Origin of the sequence: Streptomyces sp. NPDC006476, assembly GCF_040612015.1 — a bacterium.
GTDB lineage: Bacteria > Actinomycetota > Actinomycetes > Streptomycetales > Streptomycetaceae > Streptomyces > Streptomyces griseorubiginosus_B.
This window is the reverse complement of sequence record NZ_JBEXPK010000074.1, coordinates 1-24,372: the sequence shown is the minus strand read 5'-3', so window position 1 is coordinate 24,372 and position 24,372 is coordinate 1. Positions and strand designations below refer to the sequence as shown.

The 24,372-nt window shown below is 70.0% G+C and carries 14 protein-coding genes and 4 pseudogenes; 10 read left to right on the top strand and 8 right to left on the bottom strand.

Going from position 1 to position 24,372, the window contains the following annotated elements:
• Positions 1-24 precede the first annotated feature (24 nt).
• The 5 genes from ABZZ74_RS43860 to ABZZ74_RS43840 form a co-directional block, all read right to left on the bottom strand.
• Positions 25-2,799 (bottom strand): AAA family ATPase, encoded by a 2,775-nt coding sequence (locus ABZZ74_RS43860; protein WP_356949726.1) that lies wholly within the window; start codon positions 2,797-2,799, stop codon positions 25-27.
• A 272-nt stretch (positions 2,800-3,071) separates the two neighbouring features.
• Positions 3,072-5,825 carry an AAA family ATPase gene (locus tag ABZZ74_RS43855; RefSeq protein ID WP_356949725.1) on the bottom strand — a complete coding sequence of 918 codons (2,754 nt, stop codon included), beginning with the start codon at positions 5,823-5,825 and terminating at the stop codon, positions 3,072-3,074.
• Positions 5,826-6,018: 193 nt separating this feature from the next.
• Positions 6,019-6,435: a WhiB family transcriptional regulator gene (locus tag ABZZ74_RS43850; protein WP_356949724.1), complete on the bottom strand. Its 417-nt coding sequence runs from the start codon at positions 6,433-6,435 to the stop codon at positions 6,019-6,021.
• Positions 6,432-7,865 carry a sugar porter family MFS transporter gene (locus ABZZ74_RS43845; protein ID WP_356949723.1) on the bottom strand — a complete coding sequence of 478 codons (1,434 nt, stop codon included), beginning with the start codon at positions 7,863-7,865 and terminating at the stop codon, positions 6,432-6,434. The genes ABZZ74_RS43850 and ABZZ74_RS43845 overlap by 4 nt, the downstream gene beginning before the upstream one ends.
• 154 nt (positions 7,866-8,019) lie before the next feature.
• Positions 8,020-9,009, bottom strand: a complete 990-nt coding sequence (locus ABZZ74_RS43840) for an ROK family glucokinase (RefSeq protein WP_356949722.1) — start codon at positions 9,007-9,009, stop codon at positions 8,020-8,022.
• Between the two features lie 361 nt (positions 9,010-9,370).
• On the opposite strand from ABZZ74_RS43840, the gene ABZZ74_RS43835 reads away from it, so the two are divergent.
• Positions 9,371-9,793, top strand: a complete 423-nt coding sequence (locus ABZZ74_RS43835; protein ID WP_356949721.1) for a cupin domain-containing protein — start codon at positions 9,371-9,373, stop codon at positions 9,791-9,793.
• Positions 9,794-9,845: 52 nt separating this feature from the next.
• Positions 9,846-12,677, top strand: a complete 2,832-nt coding sequence (locus tag ABZZ74_RS43830; protein ID WP_356949720.1) for an AAA family ATPase — start codon at positions 9,846-9,848, stop codon at positions 12,675-12,677.
• On the opposite strand, the gene ABZZ74_RS43825 is transcribed toward ABZZ74_RS43830, so the two are convergent.
• The gene (locus ABZZ74_RS43825; RefSeq protein ID WP_356949719.1) at positions 12,674-15,430 is read right to left on the bottom strand and encodes an AAA family ATPase; all 2,757 of its coding nucleotides are present in this window, start codon (positions 15,428-15,430) and stop codon (positions 12,674-12,676) included. The two genes, ABZZ74_RS43830 and ABZZ74_RS43825, sit on opposite strands and share 4 nt — an antisense overlap.
• A gap of 293 nt (positions 15,431-15,723) precedes the next feature.
• Between ABZZ74_RS43825 and ABZZ74_RS43820 the strand changes: the two genes are divergently transcribed.
• The 3 genes from ABZZ74_RS43820 to ABZZ74_RS43810 all read left to right on the top strand — a co-directional run bounded on the left by ABZZ74_RS43820 (position 15,724) and on the right by ABZZ74_RS43810 (position 18,241).
• Positions 15,724-16,134, top strand: coding sequence for an SsgA family sporulation/cell division regulator (locus ABZZ74_RS43820; protein WP_356949718.1), 411 nt, complete (start codon positions 15,724-15,726; stop codon positions 16,132-16,134).
• A 374-nt stretch (positions 16,135-16,508) separates the two neighbouring features.
• On the top strand, positions 16,509-17,864 hold the full coding sequence (locus tag ABZZ74_RS43815; RefSeq protein ID WP_356949717.1) for an NAD(P)/FAD-dependent oxidoreductase: 1,356 nt from the start codon (positions 16,509-16,511) through the stop codon (positions 17,862-17,864).
• A 35-nt stretch (positions 17,865-17,899) separates the two neighbouring features.
• Positions 17,900-18,241, top strand: a complete 342-nt coding sequence (locus tag ABZZ74_RS43810) for a hypothetical protein (protein ID WP_356949716.1) — start codon at positions 17,900-17,902, stop codon at positions 18,239-18,241.
• A gap of 109 nt (positions 18,242-18,350) precedes the next feature.
• Here the strand turns inward: ABZZ74_RS43810 and ABZZ74_RS43805 are convergent.
• Positions 18,351-19,089, bottom strand: a pseudogene (locus ABZZ74_RS43805) (FAD-binding protein); the annotation flags it as partial.
• 42 nt (positions 19,090-19,131) lie between these two features.
• On the opposite strand from ABZZ74_RS43805, the pseudogene ABZZ74_RS43800 reads away from it, so the two are divergent.
• Positions 19,132-19,233 (top strand): annotated as a pseudogene (locus tag ABZZ74_RS43800) (IS5/IS1182 family transposase); the annotation flags it as partial.
• Positions 19,234-19,242: 9 nt separating this feature from the next.
• Here ABZZ74_RS43800 and ABZZ74_RS43795 read toward each other — a convergent pair.
• Complete coding sequence (locus ABZZ74_RS43795) at positions 19,243-19,716, bottom strand: hypothetical protein (protein WP_356949715.1); 474 nt, start codon at positions 19,714-19,716, stop codon at positions 19,243-19,245.
• A 460-nt stretch (positions 19,717-20,176) separates the two neighbouring features.
• Between ABZZ74_RS43795 and ABZZ74_RS43790 the strand changes: the two are divergent.
• From ABZZ74_RS43790 to ABZZ74_RS43775, 4 genes and pseudogenes are all read left to right on the top strand, one after another.
• A pseudogene (locus tag ABZZ74_RS43790) lies at positions 20,177-20,773 on the top strand (sigma-70 family RNA polymerase sigma factor); the annotation flags it as partial.
• A 206-nt stretch (positions 20,774-20,979) separates the two neighbouring features.
• Positions 20,980-22,680, top strand: coding sequence for an FAD-binding protein (locus ABZZ74_RS43785; RefSeq protein ID WP_356949738.1), 1,701 nt, complete (start codon positions 20,980-20,982; stop codon positions 22,678-22,680).
• Positions 22,681-22,760: 80 nt separating this feature from the next.
• The gene (locus ABZZ74_RS43780; protein WP_356949714.1) at positions 22,761-23,360 is read left to right on the top strand and encodes a YceI family protein; all 600 of its coding nucleotides are present in this window, start codon (positions 22,761-22,763) and stop codon (positions 23,358-23,360) included.
• A gap of 68 nt (positions 23,361-23,428) precedes the next feature.
• Positions 23,429-24,292: pseudogene (locus ABZZ74_RS43775) on the top strand (low temperature requirement protein A); the annotation flags it as partial.
• Between the last annotated feature and the right edge of the window lie 80 nt (positions 24,293-24,372).

Genomic DNA, 24,372 nt, shown 5'->3' with positions numbered 1-24,372 from the left:
ATTTCGGGGTCACTCCGGTCGCGGTCAGGCCGATGTCGCCTCGTCTTCGAACTGGATGGCACGGATCTCCCGGCGGGAAGAGATGCTGAGCTTCGAGAACACCTTGCGGAGGTGCCACTCGACTGTGTGCCGGCTGATGAACAACTGGGCGCCGATCTCGGGGTTCGTGAGCCCTTGCCCGGCGAGTCGGGCGATCTGCGCCTCCTGCGAGGTGAGAGCCGTGGGCGTCGCGACCGCGTGGGTGCGGACCTTCGCCCCCGTCGCCTGCAACTCGCCTCGCGCGCGTTCGGCGAACGCCTCCGCCCCGAACCGGCTGAACATCTCGTGCGCGACGTCCAGTTGGGCACGGGCATCAGAGCGGCGGTTCTCGCGGCGCAACCACTCCCCGTACAGCAGATGTGCACGGGCGAGGTCCATGCGGACCCGGGTCCGTGCGAGCCGCTCGATCGCCTCACGGTAGAGCCGCTCCGCGGAGTCGCCCTCGCTGAGCAGCGCCCGCGAGCGGGCTTCCACGCCCAGCGCCCAGTCGGTGCCGCTGGCTCGCGTCACCTCCGAGAGATGCTCCAGCGCGTCGGCGGCCGACTCGGGTGAGCCGCTCCGTACGGCCGCCTCGATCAGCTCGACCAAGCCCCATCGCGGCGAAGAGAACTCCCGCTGCTCGGCCGCTGCCTCCCGGGCCGCGGCCAGCGCCTGCGCGTACTGGCCGAGCCCGTTGCAGAGCACCGCCTCGTACCAGCGTGTGACGGTGACCATGGCCCCCTGGCCCCGCGGCACCGCCTCGGCCAGGGCCGCGTCGATCAACGTACGGGCCTCTCCCTCGCGACCACGCCAGACGGCCAGGCCGAGGGGGCCCACACGTCCCGGGTTGCTGTTGCCGGTTGCCGCGCACACCGCCTCGATCTCCTCGATCAGCGACTCGGCCGCGGCCAGTTCCCCGGCGATGAGGTGCACGAACGCGCGGGAGTCGAGTGCGTCGGGGAGAGCGCTGAGCGCTCCGGCCTCGCGGGTGACCGTCACATGACGGGTCGCGGCCGCGTGCCAGCGCTCGTCGTCCCACAGATCCGAGGCGATGATGGACGCGAGCCAGAGCCGGCGCAGCTGCTCCTGTACGGGAAGCCGCTCGTCGCAGAGTGCTTCGAGTGCGTGCTCCATCATCGACGCCGAGGCTGGAGAACCGTCGACGACTCGCACGGCGAGGGCGTCCAGCACCAGGTCGGCCACCTGTGGCTGCCGTGCCGGCGGGGCCTCACGGGCGGCCTCGGCCACCTCCAGCAGCCCTGGGCCGCGCGCCAGGCGGCCGGCGAATGTCGCCGCCGCTATGGCGTCCAGGTAGGTCTCACGAGCGAGTGCGACATCGTCGAGCCGGCCGAACCGGCGAGCGGCGGCGAGCAGCAGTTGCGGGGCCTCGCCGCCGCGGTTCTGGGCGAACGCGATCCCGGCGCGCAGCACCTCGATCCGCGCTCGGCCCAGTTCGTCGAGGGGTCCGGCCGCCGCCGTGGCGAGGAGGGTGGCGGCCGGCTCGAACGCCCCGGCGTGGAGTTTCGCCTGTGCCGCGTCCAGCGCGCGCTGTGCGCGTCGCGCGGGATCCTGTGTCAGCGCGGTCGCACGCTGGAGGAAGGCGGCGGCCGCGGCGATGCCGCCGCGTGCGTAGGCCCGGTCCGCGGAGCGCTCCAGTGCAGCGGCCACTGTCTCGTCGGGCCCCGAGGCCGCGTCGGCCAGGTGCCAGGCCCGGCGGTCGGGGTCGAGCCGGGCATCGGTGACGTCGGCCAGCGCCCTGTGCACTTCTCGACGTTCGCTCGGGCCCGCCGCTCGATAGGCCGCCGAGCGCACCAGCGGGTGCCGGAACCGCACCCGGGTGCCGAGTGTGATCAGGTCTGCCACGCCTTCGTGCGACACGGCGATGTCGGCGTCGATCCCGAGGCGGCCGGCCGCGCGCCTCAGCAGTGTCACGTCGCCCAGCGGTTCCGCGGCGGCGATGAACAGCAGGCGTCGGGTCTCGGACGGAAGCGCCTGAACGCGGCGGAGGAACCCCTGCTCGATCTGGCTCGACAACGGCGATACGTCCGGACGCCCGAACCCTCCGGCCATCTCCGCCGTGGTCAACCCGCGCGGCAGCTCGAGCAGGGCCAGCGGGTTGCCGCGTGACTCGGCGACTATGCGGTCGCGCACCCGTTCATCCAGCGGACCGGTGACGACCGAGTCGAGCAGTGTCCGGGAGTCACGCTCGATCAGTCCCGTGAGGGACAGCTCGGGAAGGCTGCCGAACGTATGGCCGGCACTGGGTTCACGGACGGCGAAGACGAGCACAACCGATTCTGCGAGCAGTCGGCGACCCACGAACTCCAAGGTCAGCGCGGACGCCATGTCCAGCCACTGTGCGTCGTCGACAACGCAGACCAGCGGCTGGCCACCGCCTGCGTCCGCGATGAGACTCAGGGTGGCCAGACCCACGAGGAACCGGTCGGGCGCGGCGCCGGCGCGCAGACCGAAAGCCGTGCCGAGCGCATCACGCTGAGGCTCGGGCAGCTGGTCGAGCCCGCTGAGCAGAGGAGCGCAGAGCTGGTGCAGGCCGGCGTAGGAGAGTTCCATCTCGGACTGGACGCCGGCCGCTCTGATGGTGCGACATCCGGTGGCACGACCGAGGAGATGTCTCAGCAGCTCGGTCTTGCCGATCCCGGGCTCACCGCGCAGGACCAGGACACCGCTGCGCCCGGCTCTGGCACCTGCCACGAGCTCGTCGAGGGCCTTGCACTCGCTCTCCCTGCCGAGAAGCCCGGCCCGTGCACCGCGGCTCGCCATGGCAGCTCCCTTGTCCGGAATGTTCGCTGAGTATGGTAATCCGTCTGCTGATCGCGGTGACCGTGGTCGACCGTGACGAGCCGGCTCGTCTGCGGGCCCGCAGAACGATTGAGCAGGCTCGCCCGCCCAGTGACGGGGCTGGTCAGGGCGGTTCCCCACGGACTTTGAGCGCGCAACGCGGGGGGCGAAACGGGACGCCCGCCGGTCCTCGTCGATTTCAGGCAGCGGCGTCTCTCCCCGCCCCGGCGGCCAAGAGTCGAGCAGGCGGGTGACTACGTGTTGTCAACGGCGTCGGCGCCTGACGAGTCGCTCGCCGGGTCTCCGTCCTGGAGCGCGGCGAGCGCGGCAGCGAGCTTGCCACGGCTGGTGATGCCGAGGCGGGGATAGATGCGGTACAGGTGGGCTCCGACGGTGCGGTGCGAGATGAACAGGCGCTGGCCGATCTCCCGGTTGCTCAGTCCCCGCGACGCGAGCACGGCGATCTGCATCTCCTGGGCCGACAGCCGGTCGCTGGTGTTCGCCTGCCGCCGGCCGCTCGACTCGCCGGCGGCACGCAACTGCTCGCGAGCCATCTCCGCCCAGGGCCGCGCGCCGACCCGGTCGAACTCGTCGCGGGCGCTGCGCAGCGGGTTCCGGGCTTCGACGTTGTGCCGTTGCCGACGCAGCCGGCGGCCCTGGTGCAGGTGCAGCCGGGCCCGCGCCAGGGCCCAGCCGGCGGGCAACTCGGCCAGCGCCGCGGTGTAGAGCTCCTCCGCCGTGTCGTCCGGCGCCAGCACCGCCTCGGTGTAGACGTGGGCCACCACCATCATTTCCGAGGGCAGTCGGGCGGCCAGCTCGGGGAGTCCGTCCAGTAGTTCCCGGGCCCCCTGCACGGTGCCCGCGGCCACTGCGGCGTCCGCCAGGTCCGGTGCGAGCAGCCAGCGGCTGACCGAGTGGTAATGCGGGTCCGTCGGATCGAACGCGCGCGCGAGTGCGTCGTACGCCTCGGCCGCGCGGCCGTCGAAGAGCGCGAGCAGGCCCTCTGCCTGCTGCGCCATGACAGCGGCGAAAGGCATGCCGGGGAACAGCCGGTGGGCGCGCAGCTCGCCGAGCATCCGCTCCGCGGCCTCGGTCTCCCCGCGCAGCGCCGCCACCAGACTCCCTGTCGCCTTCACCCCCAGCCAGACGATCCACTCCCCGGTCTCCTCGGCCAGCGTGAGTCCCTCGACGGACTCCTCGCGGGCCCGATCGAGCTGACCGAGGTACACCCGCGGCCAACTGCCCGCAAGTGACCGGGCGAGCAGCCCGAGCCTGCCCTGCGACCGCCACGCCGCGGCCGCCAGTGACAGGTACCGGGCGGCGAGGGTGGCGTCGCCCAGGACCATCGCGCCGCTGCCGAGGAAATGCATGATCCGGCCGTCCAGGCGGTCCGGCCGCAGGCTGTCGAGCCGTGTGATCACCTCGGCGCCGTACCGGAACGGTTCGGTGTACGCCCGTACCGTCAGCACGACGGGAGCGTCCGGATCAGGGTTCCATCGGTCCAGCTCAGCCGCGGCCAGCGTGCGCACCCGTGCGTCGCCGTCCTGGAAGAAGCACCGGGCGGCCGCCCGCCACAGCAGGTTCTCGGCGACCTGCACGCCGCCTGCGTCAAACGCGCCGGCCGCTGTGATCACCATGTCCTCGATCCGGCGCTGCGGCTCGTCGGGTTCGAACGCCGCCTTGTCGGAGACGACCATGAGGCGGGCCCGCTCCAGCGGGCCGAGTTCGCTCATGTCGGCCCGGTCCAGCAACAGCTGGGTGTGAACCCGGTCATTGATCTCGCTGGCCGACTCGACCGCCCGGACCAGGATTTCGGTCCTGCGGCGCGGGTCCTGGACGAGCTCGGCCGCTTGGCGCAGGGCCGGCACGGCGGAGGCCACCTTGCCCCGGGCCAGCGCGGTGTCGGCGAAACGTTCCAGCCTGGCGGCGAGTTCCTCGTCCGGGCCCAGCGTCGCGGCCGCCAGGTGGAGGAGCTGCCGCTCGGGGATGTCGGCCATGGCCACGGCAATGGCGCGGTGGGTGGCCAGCCGGTCGGCGACCGTGGCACGGGTGTAGATCGCCGAGCGCATCAGCGGATGCCGGAACTCGAGGCTACGACCGACCAGACCGACCAGGCCCGCGTCGACGGCCTCCTGCACCGCGTCCACGGAAACCGTCGTGCCCGTCAGACGACTCGACACGTCCAGCAGCCGGTTCAGTGGTGCGCTGGGCTCGGTGGCCAGGGCCAACAGGAGCGTTCGGCACTCCGGGCTCGCCGAGTCCGTACGCGCGGCGAACGCGTCCTCCAGCCGCTGGGTCAGCGGCAGATCGTCCAGCTGCGGTGCGATGTCCTGCACCGTCTTGGGCAGCTCGACCAGGGCCAGCGGGTTGCCCGCGGCGCGCTCCAGGATGAGGGCCCGCAGCGGCGCCGACAGGTCCGGTGCACCCGCGTCGAGCAGTTCGGCGGCGGCGGACCGGTCGAGCGGTTGCAGATGGAGGTCCGGCTGCGCGCTCGGGGCGTAGGAGTCGGGAGAGTGAACCCGGGACGCCGCCACGATCAGTACAGGAAGATCGCGGGTGCGCCGGACCACGAATCTGAGGACGTCCCGGCTCGGCGAATCGATCCACTGCAGGTCGTCGACGAGCAGCAGGAGCGGTTGCCGGTCGGCCTCGTCGGTGAGCAGTTCGAGCACGGCGAGCGCGACCCGGAAGATGTGGGGCTCGATCTGGGTGGCGCTGAAGGCGTCGACCAGCGCGCTGCGGTGCGGAGGCGGCAGCTTCCCGATGCCGTCGGCGACCGGTTGCAGCAGCAGTTGCAGAGCCGCGAACGGCAGCCACAGCTCGGTTTCCACACCGGCTGCGCTCAGCACCTTGAAACCGCCCTCGGTGCCCTCGGCACCGACCGAGCGCAGCAGAGCCGACTTACCGACACCGGCGGTGCCGTGGATCAACAGCGCACTGCCGCGTCCGTCCGCCGCGTCCGCCAGCAGCCCGCGCAGGATTCGCAGCTCCTCGTCCCGGCCGATCATCGCGCGGAGGCTCGGTCCGGCCTCTGGAGGGCCCCGGCTGCTGTGCTGAACATGTGCGGCTTCCTCAGTGCAGGGAGTCACGTCGCACCACATCCTAACCGTGGCCCCCTACACCCTCGGCGCGATCGCACCATCGGTAGAACGACTCGAGTCTCGTCTGCGCCGCGGCGCCGAGGCCCGGCTCCGAAGACGGTCACGCGACAGAACCGGCCGAGCCGGTGGGCCCGGCCGGTTCCGCGCTCACCGCGCCCCGCGACGACTCCAGCAGGGCGAACCCCCGTTCCACGATGGGTTCGGCGACGGGTTCCTGTGGCAGAGAGGGCACGGCCGGCGGCGGCCCGATGCGGATGAGCGTCTCCCGTGTCTCCTCGGTCAGACCTCCCCAGATCCCGTGCCGCTCCCGGTGGTCGAGCGCATACCTGCGGCACGGAATCCGCACCGGGCACCGATCGCAGATCATCAGCGCCCGTCGGACGGTCGCCAGGTCGCCCGGAGACGGGAAGAAGGTCTCGATGTCGGCGCCTCGGCAGGCCGCGGCCGGCCACCGGACCGCCGCCGGGCGGACGGGCAGGACACCGTTGTTCATCACGGGGGTACGAGACGCTGTCATCCCATCTCCTCCAGCTTCTTGCCGTTGGTCTCGCGCACCCTGACGGCGACGAAGACGAACGAGAGCACGGCGAAGGCCGCGTAGATCGCGTAGGTGGACGACAGGTTCCAGTCCGACATGCGGGGGAAGCTCTCGGTGACGGCCCAGTTGGCGATCCAGTTCGCGGCGGTCGCCACCGACATCGCGGCGGCGCGGATCCTCAGCGGGAACATCTCGCCGACCATCACCCAGAGCACCACACCCCATGAGACCGCGAAGAAGAACACGAAGGAGTGGGCGGCGAACAGCGCCACGATGCCCTGGGCGTCCGGGATGGACAGACTGCCGCCGCTGCCTGTCTTGTACGAGAAGGCCCAGGAGGCGAAGGCCAGCGACACGGCCATGCCGGCCGAACCGGTCAGCGCGAGCGGTTTCCGTCCGACCCGGTCGATCAGCAGCATCGCCACGACGGTGCCGATGATGTTGATGATCGACGTGGACAGGCTGATCAGAAGGGAGTTGGCCTGGTCGATGCCCACCGACTGCCACAGCAGCGACGAGTAGTAGAAGATGACGTTGATGCCGACGAGCTGCTGGAAGACGGCCAGCCCGATGCCGACCCACACGATCGGCAGCAGTCCGAAGCGGCCGTCGAGCAGATCGCGTACCCGCGGCTTGTGATCGGTCTTGAGAGCATGCTGGATCTCGGCGATCCGCTCCTCGGAGCCCGCGTACGTGCCCTGCAGGTCGCGCAGCACGGCGAGGGCCTGGACCTCGCGGCCCGTGGCGACGAGGAAGTGCGGCGACTCTGGGATGCGCAAGGTGAGGAACAGGTAGGCGAGCGCCGGTACGACCGCGGCCATCAGCATCCACTGCCAGGCATCCAGGGCGCCCAGCGGGTTCTCGCTCTTGCCGTCGGCCCCCTGGGCGATGCCCCAGTTGACGAGCTGGGAGGCGGTGATGCCGAGCACGATGGCCGCCTGCTGGAACGAGGCCAGCCGCCCGCGATGGTCGGGCGGCGCGACCTCGGCGATGTAGGTGGGCCCGATCAGCGAGGCGAGGCCGATCGCCACACCGCCGACGACGCGCCAGGCGCCCAGGTCCCAGACGGAGAAGGGCATGGACGAGCCGAGCGCGCTGATCGCGAAGAGAACCGCCGCGAAGTGCATCACGCGCCGACGGCCGATGCGGTCGGCGAGACGGCCGGCGACGGCCGCTCCGAAGGCGGAACCGAGCAGAGCGGAGGCGACGATGGTGCCCGTCTCGCTGGAGGTGACATCGAATCGGTGCTGGATTCCGGTGACGGCGCCGTTGATGACGGCACTGTCGTAGCCGAACAGGAACCCGCCGATCGACGCGGCCGCCGAGATATAGGTGACGCGCCGGAGGTTGGTCGGGCGGAGCGCGGCCCCTGAGTGGGCCCGCCCCGCTGAAGAGGCGTTCGCGGTCATGGACAAGGACTCCTTCACAGGACCGGGTACGCACCGGCGCAGGCGGGAGCTCCCGGCCAGGCGGGCGTACCAGTCGTAGGGGACGGGGATCGGATGGACGACCGCGCTGATGACGGGCACCGGTCGTGGTGCCGGGCGGCGAGCATGCCGCCGCTCAGACGCCGACCGTCGGGGCTGAGAGCAGTTCGTGCAGGCGGGCGAGGTTCGCCGCGCCGATGAGGCCGGCGTCCGACCCCACGGTGGCGGTGCGGACCTCGGCGTAGACGCGGTGCTCGCCGCCGCCGAGGGCCCGACGGTAGGACATCTCGGCCGGACGCCTGATCAGCTCACCGGTGTCGCCGAGGCCGCCGCCGATGACGAGGACGGACGGGTCGAGGATGGAGGCGAGGTCGGCGAGGGCCTGGCCCAACCAGCGGCCCGACTGCGCGAACACCTCGAGGGAGAAGGGGTCGCCACTGAGGGCAGCCTCGGTCACATGGTGCCCGTCGAGGCCGTCGGGGGTGCCGTCGCCCAGCGCGAGCACCACCGCGGCCCGTGCCGGATCGGCGGCCGCCATCTCGCGGGCGCGGCGGGTGTGGGCCGCCCCGCTGGCGTACTGCTCCATGCAGCCGTGCTGGCCGCAGGGGCAGGGGAGCCCGTCGGGAACCGCCCGGTAGTGGCCGATCTCGCCGGCCATGCCGAAGCGGCCGCGGAAGAGCCGGCCCCTGCTGATGATGCCGCCGCCCAGGCCGGTGCCCGCCATGACCATCAACATGTCGTCATGCCCGGCACCGGCTCCATGGATGAACTCGCCCCAAGCGGCGGCGTTCGCGTCGTTCTCGACGACGACCGGAAGCCCGGTGGCCTCCTGGACGATGTCCCGGATCTCCTTGTCGTGCCAGCCCAGGTTGGGTGCGAAGCGCACCGTCGAGCGGTCCGCGTCCACGTATCCGGCTGCTCCGACACCGACCGCTCGGACGTCGTCCCAGCCCTTGCGGACCCGCTGGACCGCCTCGGCGATCGCCCCGGCGATCCGGTCCGGGTCGTGCGGGGTGGGGACGCGCACCCGGGAGACGACCTCCCCGCCGGGGTCGACCGTCCCGGCGGCGATCTTCGTGCCGCCGAGATCTACGCCGACGGTCAGACCGCCGTTGTGGTCGTTCATGCGGCACCGCCCACGCCGTCGAACCGACGGTGCGCGTACCGACGCTTGTGTCCGCCTGACCGGCTGACGGGTCCGTGAGACATGGTGTGGCTCCTGACGTTGTGTTTTCGTGTGAAGGGGGGAGTCGGCTCGTCACCAGCCGGAACAACGGTCATGGCGGCTTCCGCACCCTGGAGGCGGCGGTTCGCCGCCGGTCCGTCTACAAGCTCAGCTTCCGTAATCGGGTGGCGAGTTGCATGAGTCATTCGACTGTGTCCAGCCGTAGTCGCTCGCTGTGTCACACATCGGTGCCCTGCGTTGTCTTCTAGGCGAACCAAGTCGGATCTAGCGGAGGTATGACACGGTGTTGGACAAGACATCCATGAGCGGACTCGACGAGCACGGGAGCCAGGACGGGACCGGGCCCAGGATGCTGGCGGACGTCAAGCCGCCCTTCGTGCCGGAGGGTGCTTCGGCGATGACCGTGGTGGTCGAGTGGCCTCCGGGACACCCCGGGACGCCGCCGCACCGACACTCGGGGCCGTGCTTCGGCTACGTCACCGAAGGCGCCGTCCGGTGGGAACTCGAGGGCGAGCCCGAGCGGGTGATCAAGGCCGGTGAGACTTTCTGGGAGCCGGGCGGTGACGTGATCCACTACCAGAACGGCAACGCCCTGTCGGATACGCCGGCCAAGTACGTCGTCATCATGCTGTGCGCGCCCGGCCGGCCGATGCTCACCCTGGTCGAAGAGGAAGAGCTGTCGAAACGGGCCCACCTGCGAGCCCCGCGGCCTTCCGAGGACTAACCACGGCCCGGGGGACGAGAGTCCGCCACGTCAGATCTCGAAGGGGGACGCTGTGGCTGGTCATGGTTCGGCGCCGCGCAGCACGACCGAGGGGCTGGTAGGACGCGACCGGGAACTGGAGCTGCTTCGGTCGTACGTCGACCAGGTGCTCGAGCGCGGTGGGGTGCTGGTGCTGTCCGGGGAACCGGGTGTCGGCAAGTCCGTGCTTCTTGATGCCGCGGCAACGGCGGCGACGGCGGCCGGTGCGCTGGTCCTGCGCTCCGACGGGGTCGAGTTCCTCGCGGATCTGAGCTTCGCCGGACTGAACCACGTACTCGAACCCCTGCTGCACGAGTGCGACGGGCTCGACCCGGTGCACCGGGAAGCCCTGACCGTTGCGCTGGGCGCGAGTGACGGCGCCCCGGTGGATCGGCTGGTCCTCTACGGGGCCGTACTGGCACTGCTCCGCCGGGCAGCGAGCAGTCGTCCCGTTCTGCTGGTCATCGACGACCTGCAATGGATCGACCGGGCGAGCGCCGCGGCGCTCGCGTTCGTCGCCCGGCGGCTGACCGGGAGCCGAGTGGGCCTTCTTGCGGCCTCGCGGCCGGGGTTCGAGAGTTTCTTCGAACGCGCGGGGCTTCCCGAACACACTGTGTCCCCACTGGACGACAGGGCGGCAGCCGCCCTGGTCGGCACCCACTTCCCGCTGCTCACCGGGCAGGAGCTGCGTCGGGTCCTCGCGCAGGCGCGGGGCAACCCGCTGGCACTGCTGGAACTGCCGGCCGCGCTCGACGACTCGCGAGGCAGCGCGGGAGTGCTGCTGTCCGAGGTACTCCCGCTCAGCCGTCGGCTGCGGGACCTGTATGGCTCCCGGGTCGCGGAGATGCCGGCCCCCACCCGCCGCCTGCTGCTCCTGGCCGCGCTGGAGGGCGGCGGGGACCTGTCGGTCCTGCGGGCCGCCGCCCCCGGCGAGGACGTACTGGCCCTTCTCGCTCCCGCGGAGCGGGCGCAGTTGCTGCGGATCGAACACCGAGGTCTGGGGCGGCTGTCCTTCCACCATCCGCTGATCCGCGCGACCGTCGTGTCGGGCTCGACCAGCGGTCAGCGCCTGGACGCCCACCTGGCTCTGGCCGAAGCGCTCACCAGCAAGCCCGATCGCCGGGCCTGGCACCTGGCCGAGGCCACACCCGATCCTGACGAGCAGGTCGCCGCGCTCCTGGAGGACACCGCACACCGGGTCCGCCGGCGCGGGGACGCCGTCGGTGCCTTCAACGCGCTGGTGCGGTCCGCCGACCTCACTCCCGGCCCCGCGAACCGCGCCAGACGGCTGGCCGAAGCCGCCTTCGTGGGCGCGGACGTGGCCGGAGAGCTGCTTACCGCGGCTGAACTGCTCGTGGAGGCCCGACGTGCCGACCCGGAACTCCGGGGATCGTTGCGGGCGGCGGCCGCGGCCGCCCAGGTGCTGCTCAACCGCGACGGTGATGTCAACACCGCGCACCGGCTGCTGGTCGGCGCGATCATGACCCGCGACGGCAGGTCCGACGGCGACGACGAGGCGCTCTTCGAGGCGCTGTGCACCCTGCGCAGGGTGTGTCTGTGCGCGGGCAGACCCGAGCTCTGGAACGCGTACCAGGCCGCCATGTCACAGCTGACCGTGCCGATGCCTCCCCTCCAGGAACTGCTCGGCGACGTCTACGCCGACCCGGCACGCTCCTCCCCGACAGCCCTCGGCCTTCTCGATGCGGTCATCCACGACCTGCACCGGCAGACCGACCCGAGCCGGATCGAACGGATCGCAATGGCGGCACTGTTCGTGGACCGGGCGACAGGGTGCCGTGCGGCGCTCTGGCCCGTCGTCGAGAACGGGCGCGAAGGCGGCGCGGTCACGTCGGCGCTCATCGCGCTGGTGGTGCTGTGCCTGGACGACTTCACGACGGGTCGGTGGGACGAGTGCGGCCGTCTCGCCGCGGAGGGGCTGGCGCTGAGCGAGGCCCACGGATATCAGATGCTGGCCCAGCAGTTCCACCGGGCCCAGGGCCTGCTGGCCGCGGCGCGGGGCGACGACGGCACGGTGCGGGGGCTGGCAGAGAGGATCACGGAGTGGGCGGTACCCCGCGGTGCGTGGACCGTCGAGCACTTCGCGCGGCACATGACGGCACTGGCCGCCCTGGGACGTGGTGAGCACGAGGACGCCTTCCTCGACGCCTCGGCGATCAGCCCTTCAGGCGTGCTGGCCCCGCATGCCCCGCTGGCTCTGTGGGTTGCCATGGACCTCGTGGAAGCCGCGGTGCGCAGCGGACGCCGAGCCGAGGCACTCGCCCATGTCGCCGCGATGCGGGAGACGGGCCTGCCCGGAATCTCCGGCCGCCTGGCACTGGTCACCGCCGGTTCGGCCGCGCTCGCCGCCCCCGAGGACCGGGCCGCCGACGCCTTCGAGGAAGCGCTCGCCGTTCCCGGTGCCGAGCGCTGGCCCTTCGACCTCGCCCGCGTCCGCCTGGCCTACGGGCAGCACCTGCGTAGCGCACGGGCCGCCCAGGACGCCCGGACGCACCTCGCCGCCGCCCTCCAGACCTTCCGCCGTCTCGGGGCCGCCCCCTGGGTCGCGCGGGCGGCCGAAGAGCTGCGGGCCAACGGCCGTACCGCCACCTGGGGGGCCCACCAGCACCTGGGGGCCGAGCCGCTCACGGAGCAGGAACGGGAGATCGCCGCACTCGCCGCGACCGGGCTGAGCAACAAACAGATCGGCGAACGTCTCTTCTTCTCCCACCGAACCGTGGCGGCCCACCTGCACCGGATCTTCCGGAAGCTCGGCATCACCTCGCGTGTCACCCTCGGCGAGGCCCTGGCCGCGCTCCCGGCTCAGCAGTCCCGGGCGGAGCGGTCTGCCACCTCTTCGCAGGCCTAGAAGGCGTTGCTTCCTGCAAGGGACGCGAGCGCGTCCCTCAGTGCCGCACGTGAGGCGATTCCAAGTTTCGGGAACAACCGGTAGAGGTGCGACCCAACGGTTCGGGGCGAGAGGTGGAGACGTTCGCCGATCTGCTTGTTGGTCAACCCGGAAGCGGCGAGTACGGCGATCTCCCGCTCCTGCGCGGTGAGGATCACGGAACCGTGCTTCGCTCCGGTGCGGGACCGGCGGGTGGCGCGGAGTTCGCCCGTGGCCCGGTCGGCCCACGGCCGGGCGCCCAGGTGCTCGAACACCTCGGCCGCCGAGTCCAGCTGGGCTCGGGCCTCCGTGACGAAGCGCATGCGCCTCAGACGCTCCCCGTAGGCCAGCCGGATCCGCGCCAGATCGAAGGGCCAGTCCTGCGCTCCCGGGACGACCAGCGCCTGCTCGAAGCACTCGACCGCGCCGTCATCGGGTGCTGCCAGCGCGACCGAGCCCGCCACCAACAGCGCCAGCCGCGGGGAGAGAGCCGCGACACCGGCTTCCCGCATCGCACGCACGTGTGCCTCCGCCTCAGCGGTGCGCCGGGTGTGCACCGCCGCTTCCACCAGGTCCATGCAGACCCACAGCGCGTACGGAGCGTGGGGCGCGAGGCGGCCCGCAGGGCTGATCGCCACGGCGTGCCGGTACGCGCATTCGTAGTCGCCGGCACCGAGTTCGGCCAGGACTCGCGCATGGTCGGCGCAGGCCGCCGCCGCCAGAACTCCACGAGGCACGGCCCACTGCGTGATTCGGTCGGCCGTGCTCCTGCTCTCTTCGAAGTGCCCGTGGACGGCGGCGAGCAGGGCCTGGTGGTACTCGAAATACCAGGCGAAGAACGGGTATTGGCGCTCCTCGCAGATCCTCAGGCCCTCGGCGGCCAGCGTTTCGGCCTCCTCCCACCGGCCGGCCGGGAAATCCTGCAGACACAGGTGCATGAGCGCGTCGATGTGCCGGCGCACATGGCCGCCCCGGCGTCCCCGACGGACCGCTTCCCAAGAGACGCCTCGCAGTTCCGTGAGCCGGTCGAGGCGGACCGGGGCCATGCCGTGACGGCCGACCGAGCCGGTGCCGGCCGGGTCCCTCCACGTAATGCCACAGGCAGAGAGCAGCGGAGGTGCAGCCGGCTTCAGACGGTCGAGGGCCGCGTGGAAGGGTTCCCACAGGGCATCGCGACCACCGGCCCAGCACACCAGCTGCAGGATGTGCAGTGCCTCGATGAGAAGGTCGTCCTCGGCGTCGTATCCGTGGCTGCCGGTCTCGATGGCCTCCACCAGGAGACGGTGGGCCATGTCGATGTCGCCGTCACCACCGTTGAGCAGGAGGAGAGCCGCCGTGGCGGCGGTCAGCGGAGACCCGGTGAGGCCCGGGTCCGCGCGCCGGGCGCGGTCGAGGAGTTCCGACGCCGCGCGCAGCTCACCGGTCGCGTCGGCACCGAGGTATGCGGCCCGGGTCAGCCGGCGTCCTCGGTCCACGGCACGGGGGCTCAGCTCGGCGGCCCTGGTGAACGTGGCGACCGCCTCTGCAGCGTCACCTCGCGTGGCGGCACGATGCCCGGCCTCCTCCAGCAGGGCGGCGACACGCTCGTCGGGAACGAGCGTTGCCCGTCCCAGGTGCCAGGCCCGCCGCTCAGGCGTCTCCGCGCGGATCTCGGCCAGGGTCCTGTGGGCCTGGCATCGCTCGGTCAGGGTGCTGGTCTCGACGACCGCGGCCCTCGTCAGCGGATGCCGGAAGACGAACCGTCGGTTCGTGTCGTCGAAGGTGATCAGACGGTCCGACTCCACCGCTGACAGCGCCGTAAGAGCCTTCGGGTCGTCCGATCCGGCACGGAGGACTCCCGGATCTCCGGTGTCGTCGAGGGCGAGCAGCAGCAGAAGCCGGCGCGACTCGGCCGGAAGGCGGGCCACGCGCGAAGCGAGGCGGATCCGAAGACGTGAGGAGAGGGGCAGTACGTCGTGCAGATCGGCCGGCGCGCCGCGTTGCGGGCCGCTCAGCGCGGCGGGCAGCTCCACGAGCGCCAGCGGGTTGCCCTGCGCCTGCGCCAGGACGCGGTCCCGCGCCGGTCCGGCCAGCCCCGGAAAGCGGACTCCGAGCAGTTCCACGGCCGCGTCGCGATCCAGCGGCGGCAACTCGTACTCGGTGAGCCCGGCTCGGTCGAAGAAAGTCTCGTCTCCCGTTCTGCAGGCGGCGAGGAATCCGATACGGCTGCCCGCCGACCGACGGGCGACGAAGCCCAGCACCTCCGAACTGGCCCGGTCGAAACAGCCGAGGTCGTCCACGACGATGAACACAGGGCGTTCGGTTGCCACTCGGCGCAGCAGGAAGATCACCGAGTCGGAGACGTGAAGACTGTCGGGCACCGGATCGCCCCCGTAGCCCAGCGCACTGCGCAGAACCCTCCGGTGGCTGTCCTCCAAGCGCTCGATCCGGTCGTTCAGCGGCAACAGCAACTGGTGAAGGCCGGAGTAGGCGAGCTCGGACTCGAACCGGACGCCGACGGCCGACAGCACCCGGGCACCCGACCCGGACATGACCCTGGCGACCTCCCCGAGCAGGGCGCTCTTGCCCACGCCCGGCTCCCCGGAGAGCAGCAGGGCACGGCCAGCGGCCGAGCCCTGCCCGATCAGCGCCGTGATCTCCCGGAGTTGCCGCGCACGCCCCACCACCTCAGGGGACTGACTGGCGTCCGCGGCAGGGGTCCTGGGCAACCGTTCGACGCGCGAGCCGAGTGACATGGTGACTCCGTACGTTTGCGCCGTCCCTCCCGCTGTGGGGCGGGAAGGCTTGGGTTCACCGTGCACCGGTCGGCGAGGACAAACATCAGTCACGTGACTGCGTGGCGACTTGCGGGTCATTTGACTGATGGTGCGAGCACACGACAGCCTCGCAGAATCGTGATGTCCCTGAATCACACGAGCGGCGCTGGACGCATCACACCGTGTGCCCTCCGAATCTTCCGTGATCCCAAGATCTACCGAGCGGTGATGTCATGAGAGAACCCGACAGTTGTACGCCGGTGGTGTGCCGGATGCTTGTCCGTCTGGTCGTCGCCGAAGGAGTGGACCGGCCGGTGATGCTTGATCTGTCCTACGGCAGAGCCGATCCCTACGCGGTGTCCCTGACGTTCCACATGTGCGCAGACACGACCGTGCGCTGGGTGGTCGGTCGCGATCTCCTCCTGGACGGGCTGGTGAAGCTCACCGGCGTCGGTGACGTCCAGGTCTGGCCCTGCCGGGACCCGGGGGCGGACCGTGTACACATCGCACTGTGCCCGTGTCCGAAGCAGGAGGCGGTCGTGGTGACCGCCTCGGCGCGAGCCCTCGGGAGCTTTCTGCAGCGAACCCTCGCGGTGGTGCCCCCCGGTACCGAGGAGTGCCACCTGGACATGGACGGAGCCGTCCACCAACTCCTGAGCGGCCCCGGTGAGTCACTTCGATAAGGGCCATCCGAGCCGGACGGACCGACGCCGTACGGGGACGAGCGTCCCCGGCGCACAGGCACCCCGCCCGTCTCGAGGTGCGCAAGGAGCGCGCCGAGGACGTCCAGTTGCGGATCGCCGACTGGATCACCCGGTTCGCCGGATCGATGTGGTTCGTCCACATCCACGTGGTGGCACAACACGCCACGCACGGAACTCGTCCACAGGCTCACCGTCGAGATCCACAAAGCGGTGAACGCCGAGACCGCGGGTGAAACGGACACAGGCGAGAACGCCGAGCAGGTACACACCGGCCCGGCCTGAGCCGCCGTCGAATGTCACACCGGCCCGGCCTGAGCGGTCTACATGGTGACGGACAGGAAGCAGAGGGAGTCATGCGAGAGATTCTGATTGTCGGCGGCGGATACGCGGGCTTCTACACCGCCTGGGGTCTGCAGAAGAAGCTGCGTTCGGGCGAGGCGCGGGTCACGGTCGTCGACCCGCGCCCGTACATGACCTATCAGCCCTTCCTGCCCGAGGTGGCGGCCGGTTCGGTGGAGGCACGTCACGCCGTCGTGTCACTGCGGCGGCACCTGCGGGGCACCCGGCTGATCTCTGGCACCGTGACCGGGATCAGCAACGCGGACCGTACGGTGACCGTCCGCCCGGTGCGCGGCGACGCCTACGAGCTTCGGTATGACATCCTCGTGGTCACCGCCGGCGCGGTGACCCGCACCTTCCCCATTCCCGGACTCGCGCAGCAGGCCATCGGCCTCAAGCACGTGGAGGAGGCCGTGGCGATCCGTGACCGGCTGATGACCGCGTTCGACCAGGCCGCGTCGCTGCCGGCCGGCCCCGAGCGGCAGAAGCTGCTCACCGTCACGTTCGTGGGAGGCGGGTTCTCCGGCGTCGAGGGCTTCGGTGAACTGCTGTCACTGGCGACCGCGATGCTCAGGTCCTATCCGGAACTGAGCATCGACGACCTGTCCTTCCACCTGGTCGAGGCCCGGGGCCGCATCCTGCCCGAGGTGAGCGACCGGCCGGGTGCCTGGGTGGTACGCCACCTGGAACGCCGCGGCGCACATGTCCATCTCAACACGCAACTGCTGTCCGCCGAGGACGGCCACGTCGTCCTCTCCGACGGAGCGGAGTACGACTCCGAGCTGATCGTCTGGGCCGCCGGCAACGCCGCGAACCCGGTCGTGCACAACCACACGGACCTGCCCCTCGACGAGCGCGGTCTGCTGCTGGCCCGCGCCGATCTACGCGTGGGCACGGACGCCGAGCCCGTACCGAACGTGTGGGCCGCCGGCGACGACGCGTCCATCCCCGACCTGGCCTCGCCGGTGCCGGGCGCGCGCACGGTGCCGAACGCCCAGCACGCCGTGCGACAGGGCAGACGTCTCGCCAGGAACCTCGTGGCCGACCTGCGCGGTCGGCGAGTCGGGAACTACCGGCACGGCAGCCTGGGGGTGGTCGCGACGCTGGGGCTGGGGCGGGGCATCTTCGAGTACAGGGGCATCGTCATCAGGGGATTCCCGGCGTGGCTGATGCACAGGGGTTATCACGTGCTCGCGGTGCCCAGCTGGGAACGCAAGATCCGCGTTCTGGCGGTCTGGCTCACCGCGGCCCTGACAGGCCGGGATCTCGTGTCTCTCGCCTCCGTCCAGCGTCCGCGGGACGCCTTCGTCACGGGTGGGCAGCCGCAGGACCCGAGCGCCGGCCGTGCGAAGGAAGGCAGCGCACCATGACCATGTGGGGTTCTCGTTTTCATTGGGGGTACGCCGTGTCCGCACGCGAGGAGGCCGCCCGCGGCCTGCCCGACATCGAGGGCTTCCTGTACCGGGAGGCTCACAGGGGAGCGACGTACCGCCGCGTGGCGGCATTCACCGCGCGCGTGGAGGGGCTCACCCCCGAGCAGAAGCGGGACATCGAGCAGTGGTACGTCGACGAGCAGAAACAGGTAGCCCGCATGGTGACCGATCACATCGCCGAACGCGTCGGCGCGATGGAGGCGCAGCACCACGTCAGGATCCGGCAATGGCTGCGGGGAACGCTCACGGCAATGGTGCTGATCACCCTGACGATCATCGCCTGCGTCGTAGTGATCCTTGGCTCGTCACGGTGACCGCCGAGCGCTAGGAACGCCCGGTGCGATACAAGCCCCGGCCGGCGCGCTCAATGCGGGAGGAGGCGACGAGGCGATCGAGTGGGCTGCGTTCTGTTTGTGACACCTCTTATTCGACGAGTTTGCCCGTGGTCGAGACTTCCTCCATCAGGGCGGAAAGCTCTTCGGGGACGGCCGGAACGCTCTCGCGGGTGACGCCCGTCGTCGGGGACCACACGAGGTTGACCTGCAGAGCAGGATCCATGTCGGGACAGTCGCTGCGGTTGTGACAGCCACGCGCCTCCCGGCGCTCCAGTGCCGCTTCGAGGGTGGCCCGGGCCGCCAGCGCGGCGGACTTGAGGTCGAAAGCGTGCGCGAGGTTCTGATAGCCGGCTATGTCCGCGTGGATGCCTACATCCTGCATCCTCTTCTCGATCGCCGCGAGTTCCGCCAGTCCCGCGCGCAGGCCGTCTTCATCGCGGACGACGCCCGCATGCTCGGTCATGGTGTTGCGGATGGCGCGTTGCAGAGCACGAACGTTCTCCGGCCCGTCGGCGGCGAGGAGATCGTCGATCTCCTCCCGGGCCTCCGCGATGGCCGACGGCGACCGCGGCTGCGCGGTCAGGAACTCTGAATAGGCGGCCGCCGCCCGGCCGGTGAAGCGGCCGAGGACAAGCAGTTCGATGAGGCTGTTGCCGCCGAGGCGGTTGGCGCCGTGCAGGCCGCTCGACGCCTCGCCGATGGCGTACAGGCCGCGGACGTCCGTGCTGTGGTCCTCCGGGCGCACCCACCACCCCGCCCGTCGAGTAGTGCGCGGTGGGCGCGATCTCGATCGGCTCGCGGGTGATGTCGAGCATCTGCAGGTCCAGGTACCCGGCCGGACAAGGTAAGGGCTGACAATGCGCGGGATCAACCGGCTGAAACGTCACAGGTCCGTAGCCACGAGGTACGACAAGCTGGCGGTCCGCTACAAAGCGACCGTGCTTGTCGCAGCGATCAACGAGTGGCTATGACGCAACGTCTCAGCAGCCCTGTCCGCCCTGCACGATCCGCCCCTTTGGGGTTCCGTAGTACCAATAGCGCTCAGCTGGAGCTGGGGAGAGCGTGCCGGCTGCCAGATCGACCAGAGCCTGCGCCAGCTCAACAAGCGGAGCAGCAGCGATGTGTTCTGCACCGCGCAGGAAGCTGGTCGCACTCTCCTCCAAATCGGGCCAGGTCGAAACCTCCTCCCGGCTCACGCCGCTGCGGGCCTCGATCCGGCGTGCCGCCTCCAGAATGCAACTCAGGAGTACCTCCCGCTGCTCGACAGCGAAGTCGTCAAGCAGGACAGCGGAACTGCTGCCCCCCAACGCCTGGGTGCGGAGCCCCTGCTCCAACTCCGGCCAACCCGGGGGCCGCAGATCCGCCGGCATCTCCGCAGCAACGCGCGCCGCCTCGATAAAGAGAACCCCGAGCGCCACGTCATAGGCCCAGAACACCGCTTCGCCGGAGATCACTGGCACAGTCCTGCTCAACCGAACTCCCCCAGCCGACGCTTCCAGCCCTCATCATGGCTGATCGGCTCGGACACTTTGTCCCGGTTGGCTCATCACGCCTTCGAGCCGCGACCAGCACTTTCGCAACAGGGCCTCAGAGCATCGCCACAGTGTGACCACTCTGTCGAAGGTGACAGTGTGTTGCTCCCCGGAGACAACGACCATGGCAGCCCTGTAACGGAATGAGGGTGTGCCCGGTCGAAGAGAAGACGCGATCGACCTGGTGCCCGCCTTGTGGTGACACCGGACGCTGTGGCGGCCGGCTCATCCCCTGTGCGTGCAGCCAAAGCAACCGTGTCCAGGCGCCTGCGGGCCGGACCGTCACACGGTGAACCAACGAGTGCGCCATCGACATCACGGGTCCTGAGAGGAACGGAGACAGAGGATCATGCATCTTGACAGGCCCTCCACTACGAGCACGATGGACGAGGCCGTTTCTGTCTTCGTGGAGCTCCGTCCACGTCTTTTCGGTATCGCGTACCGCTTGCTGGGAAGCGCGGTGGAGTCCGAGGACGTGGTCCAGGAGGTGTGGCTGCGCTGGCAGAAGACAGACCGTTCGGCGGTGGTGAGTCCCGTCGCGTTCCTGTCCAAGGCAACCACCCGGCTGGCCATCAACGTGGCCCAGTCCGCCCGTGTGCGGCGTGAGACCTACATCGGTCCGTGGCTACCCGAGCCCATAGACACGAGCAACGACCCGGAGGTGGGCGCGCAGCGGGCAGAGGCCCTCGAACTGGCCCTGCTCCTCGTGCTGGGCAAGCTGAATCCGACCGAGCGAGCCGCCTACGTGCTGCGTGAGGCATTCGACTATGCCTACGCCGACATCGCGGAGATACTCGGGTTCACCGTCGTCAACGTGCGCAAAATCGTGAGCCGGGCCCGTAAGCACCTGTCGGCCGACCACCAGGAGACCGTGGACGCGGCCGAGCACCGGCAGCTTCTCGACACCTTCGTCTCGGCGGCGCGTACCGGGGACATCGCGTCCCTGGAGGCTCTTCTGACACCGGACGCCGTCTCTCTGCCCTGCTGACGATGACCAACGAGGCGTCGCTCAGCCCCCTGCTTCCCCAACGCGCGCTCACCGTCCTCACACGCATGAGTAACCGCGTGTCGAGCGCTGAGGCTGCGCTCACGGTGTCACAAACCACCGCCGGACCCGGTCCTAGTCAGTGACCACCCGGAGCGATGGGAGCAATCGTGGCTATCACCGAACAACGTCTTTCCACCATGGTGCTGGTGATCGGTACCGGCGGGGCCGGCCTCAGGGCGTCGATCGAGCTGGCCGAGGCCGGTGTCGATGTCATGGCCGTCGGCAAGCGCCCCAAAGAGGACACCCACACATCCCTGGCCGCCGGCGGGATCAACGCGGCCCTGGCCACGATGGACCCCGAGGACAGCTGGCAGCAGCACGCCGCCGACACCCTCAAGGAGAGCTACCTGCTCGGCGATCCCCGCACCGCCGAGATCGTCACCCGGGGCGCCGCCCTGGGCATCGACGACCTGGAGCGCTACGGCATGGCCTTCGCCAGGGAGGAGGACGGCCGTATCTCGCAGCGCTTCTTCGGCGCGCACAAGTTCCGCAGGACCGCCTTCGCCGGCGACTACACGGGCCTGGAGATCCAGCGCACCCTCATCCGGCGCGCGAGCCAGTTGAACATACCCATGCTCGACAGCGTCTACATCACCCGCCTCCTCGTGCACGACGATGCCGTCTTCGGTGCTTACGGCTTCGACCTCACCAACGGACAGCGTTACCTCATCCACGCCGACGCCGTGATCCTCGCGGCCGGCGGCCACACCCGCATCTGGCGACGCACTTCTTCGCGCCGTGACGAAAACACCGGCGACTCCTTCCGCCTGGCCGTCGAGGCCGGTGCCCGGCTGCGCGACCCCGAGTTGGTCCAGTTCCACCCGTCCGGAATCATCGAGCCGGAGAACGCCGCGGGCACCCTCGTCAGCGAGGCCGCCCGCGGCGAGGGCGGCATCCTGCGCAACGCCCTCGGCGAGCGCTTCATGACCCGCTACGACCCGCAGCGCATGGAACTGTCCACCCGCGACCGCGTGGCCCTCGCCTCCTACACCGAGATCAAGGAAGGACGCGGCACTCCCAACGGCGGCGTGTGGCTCGACGTCTCCCACCTGCCCCGGCAGACCATCATGAATCGACTGCCCCGGGTCTACCAGACGCTTCTGGACCTCCAGATGCTCGACATCACGCGCGAGCCCATCGAGGTCGCCCCCACGGCGCACTACTCGATGGGCGGTGTCTGGGTCCGTCCCGAGGACCACAGCACGGACGTCCGCGGCCTGTACGCCATCGGCGAGGCGTCGAGCGGCCTGCACGGCGCCAACCGTCTCGGTGGCAACAGTCTCATCGAGCTTCTCGTCTACGGCCGCATCACCGGCCAGGCCGCTGCCGCCTACTCCGAGTCACTCACCGCCCAGCCCCGCTCCGCGGCAGCCATCGCTCAGGCCCGTGGCGAGGTCGACGAACTCCTCGCCGCCGACGGACCCGAGAACGTCCGCGCCCTGCAGCGCGCCATCCGCAACACCATGACCGAACACGCGGGCGTCGTCCGCGACGAAGAGGGCCTGCGCACCGGTTTGGCGGAACTGGACACCATCGAGAAGCGTATGGAGAACGTCGGCGTACACCCCGACATCGCCGGGTTCCAGGACCTCGCACATGCCTTCGACCTCAAATCGGCCGCCCTGGCGGCCCGCGCCACCCTCGAAGCGGCGCTCGAACGCCGGGAAACCCGCGGCTGCCACAACCGCAGCGACTACCCCGTCATGGATCCCGCCCTCCGCGTCAACCTCGTGTGGTCCCCGACCACGGGAATCACCCACGAAAGCATCCCCTCCATCCCGAAGGAGATCACCTCACTCATGGAGGACGTCTCCACCGACGGAAAGCTCGTCGAGTAACGCACAGCGGGAGACCACGCGGCTTCCCGTCCCAGGCGCGCGCCTTGTCACCGCAGTAACCGTAGAGAAAGCCATTCACCATGCTCACAGGACGCGAGCGAACCACTTCTCCCGGATCCGGCACTTCCGCGGCACTCACCGGTGCCTACACCATCGATCCGGCCCACACGATGGTCGGATTCTCCGTCCGGCACGCCATGATCTCCAACATTCGCGGCAGGTTCGACCGTTTCGAGGGCCTCCTCCTGCTGGACGGCTCCTACCCCTCCCGGTCGACGGCCTATATGAGTGTCCAGACCGACAGCATCGACACGGGGATCCAGGAACGCGACGCGCATCTGAGAGGACCCGAGTTCTTCGACTCAGCGACGTTTCCCCTGATGGCCTTCCGCTCCACGGGAATCGTCCAGCGCGGCGACGACGAGTTCCGTCTCATGGGCAGCTTGCGCATCAAGGACGTCGAGCTGCCGCTGGACATCGATCTCGTCTTCGGTGGAGCCGCCGAAGACGTCGACGGACAGCTCCGGGTCGGCTTCGAGGGCAGGGCCACCCTGCGCCGTTCGGACTGGGGGCTCACCTGGAACACGACTCTGGAGGCAGGAGGCGTGCTCGTCAGTGACAAGGCGACTCTGGCCCTGGACATCTCGGCGGTACGGATCGACCAGAACGCGGCTGCGTGAAGGCAGTGAGGCCGTCGAGGGTGACAGTTCTTGAGTCCTCGCTGCCCTCCCGTGCCTGGCACCGGCCGATGCTCGCCCGCCATGCCGGTGAGGAACACCGCACCGCCACCGCGCTGGAGTTGTTCTTCGACCTGTGTTTCGTCGCCGCCGTCGCCCAGGCGGCCTCGGCGTTCGAGCACGAGATCACTTCGGGCCGTCCTGATCACGGCCTCCTCGGCTATGCACTCGTGTTCTTCGCGATCTGGTGGGCCTGGATGAACTTCACCTGGTTCGCCTCCGCCTACGACACGGACGACGTTCCGTATCGCCTCCTCACCCTGATCCAGATCACCGGAGCCCTGGTCATGGCCGCAGGGGCCACCAGGGCCCTGGAGCACGGGGACTTCCAGATCATCACGTGGGGTTATGTCGTCATGCGGCTCGCCATGGTGAGCCAGTGGCTGCGCGCCGCGTACACGGACCGGGAACGCCGGCGGTCGGCACTGCGGTATGCCCTGGGCATCTCAGTCCTGGAGATCGGCTGGCTGGTCCGCCTGGCCGTGCCCCACGACGGCGGTATCGCCTCGTTCGCCGTCCTCGCAGCCGGTGAACTCGCGGTGCCGGTCTGGGCCGAACGCGCCGTGGGCACCACATGGCACCCGCACCACATCGCCGAGCGCTACGGGCTGTTCACCTTGATCGTGCTCGGCGAGTCCATCACCGCGGCTGCCCTTGCCGTCCGCACCGCCCTGGACACCCATGCGAAAGTCGGCTCCGTCATGCTCATCGCGCTGGGTGGCATCCTGACCGTCTCCGCCTTGTGGTGGCTGTACTTCGCCCAGGACGCAACGCGTCGCCTCAAAACCCAGACCACGGCCATGCTGTGGGGCTACGGTCACTACGCGGTGTTCGCCGCAGCAGCGGCCATAGGGGCAGGACTAGCTGTACTGACCCGTGAGGTTGGGGACGCGGCTGGCGGGTGGTTGCCCTTTCAGTGCGGTGTGTCCGCGGTGGTGATTGTAGGTGTGCAGCC

Bases quoted from the DNA above. Each gene is read 5' to 3' on its own strand.
- ABZZ74_RS43785 (WP_356949738.1), top strand. From the start codon at position 20,980: ATGGTGCTGGTGATCGGTACCGGCGGGGCCGGCCTCAGGGCGTCGATC.
- ABZZ74_RS43835 (WP_356949721.1), top strand. From the start codon at position 9,371: ATGAGCGGACTCGACGAGCACGGGAGCCAGGACGGGACCGGGCCCAGG.
- ABZZ74_RS43845 (WP_356949723.1), bottom strand. From the start codon at position 7,865: ATGACCGCGAACGCCTCTTCAGCGGGGCGGGCCCACTCAGGGGCCGCG.
- ABZZ74_RS43840 (WP_356949722.1), bottom strand. From the start codon at position 9,009: ATGAACGACCACAACGGCGGTCTGACCGTCGGCGTAGATCTCGGCGGC.
- ABZZ74_RS43850 (WP_356949724.1), bottom strand. From the start codon at position 6,435: ATGACAGCGTCTCGTACCCCCGTGATGAACAACGGTGTCCTGCCCGTC.
- ABZZ74_RS43855 (WP_356949725.1), bottom strand. From the start codon at position 5,825: ATGATCGGCCGGGACGAGGAGCTGCGAATCCTGCGCGGGCTGCTGGCG.
- ABZZ74_RS43825 (WP_356949719.1), bottom strand. From the start codon at position 15,430: ATGTCACTCGGCTCGCGCGTCGAACGGTTGCCCAGGACCCCTGCCGCG.
- ABZZ74_RS43820 (WP_356949718.1), top strand. From the start codon at position 15,724: ATGCTTGTCCGTCTGGTCGTCGCCGAAGGAGTGGACCGGCCGGTGATG.
- ABZZ74_RS43860 (WP_356949726.1), bottom strand. From the start codon at position 2,799: ATGGCGAGCCGCGGTGCACGGGCCGGGCTTCTCGGCAGGGAGAGCGAG.
- ABZZ74_RS43780 (WP_356949714.1), top strand. From the start codon at position 22,761: ATGCTCACAGGACGCGAGCGAACCACTTCTCCCGGATCCGGCACTTCC.
- ABZZ74_RS43815 (WP_356949717.1), top strand. From the start codon at position 16,509: ATGCGAGAGATTCTGATTGTCGGCGGCGGATACGCGGGCTTCTACACC.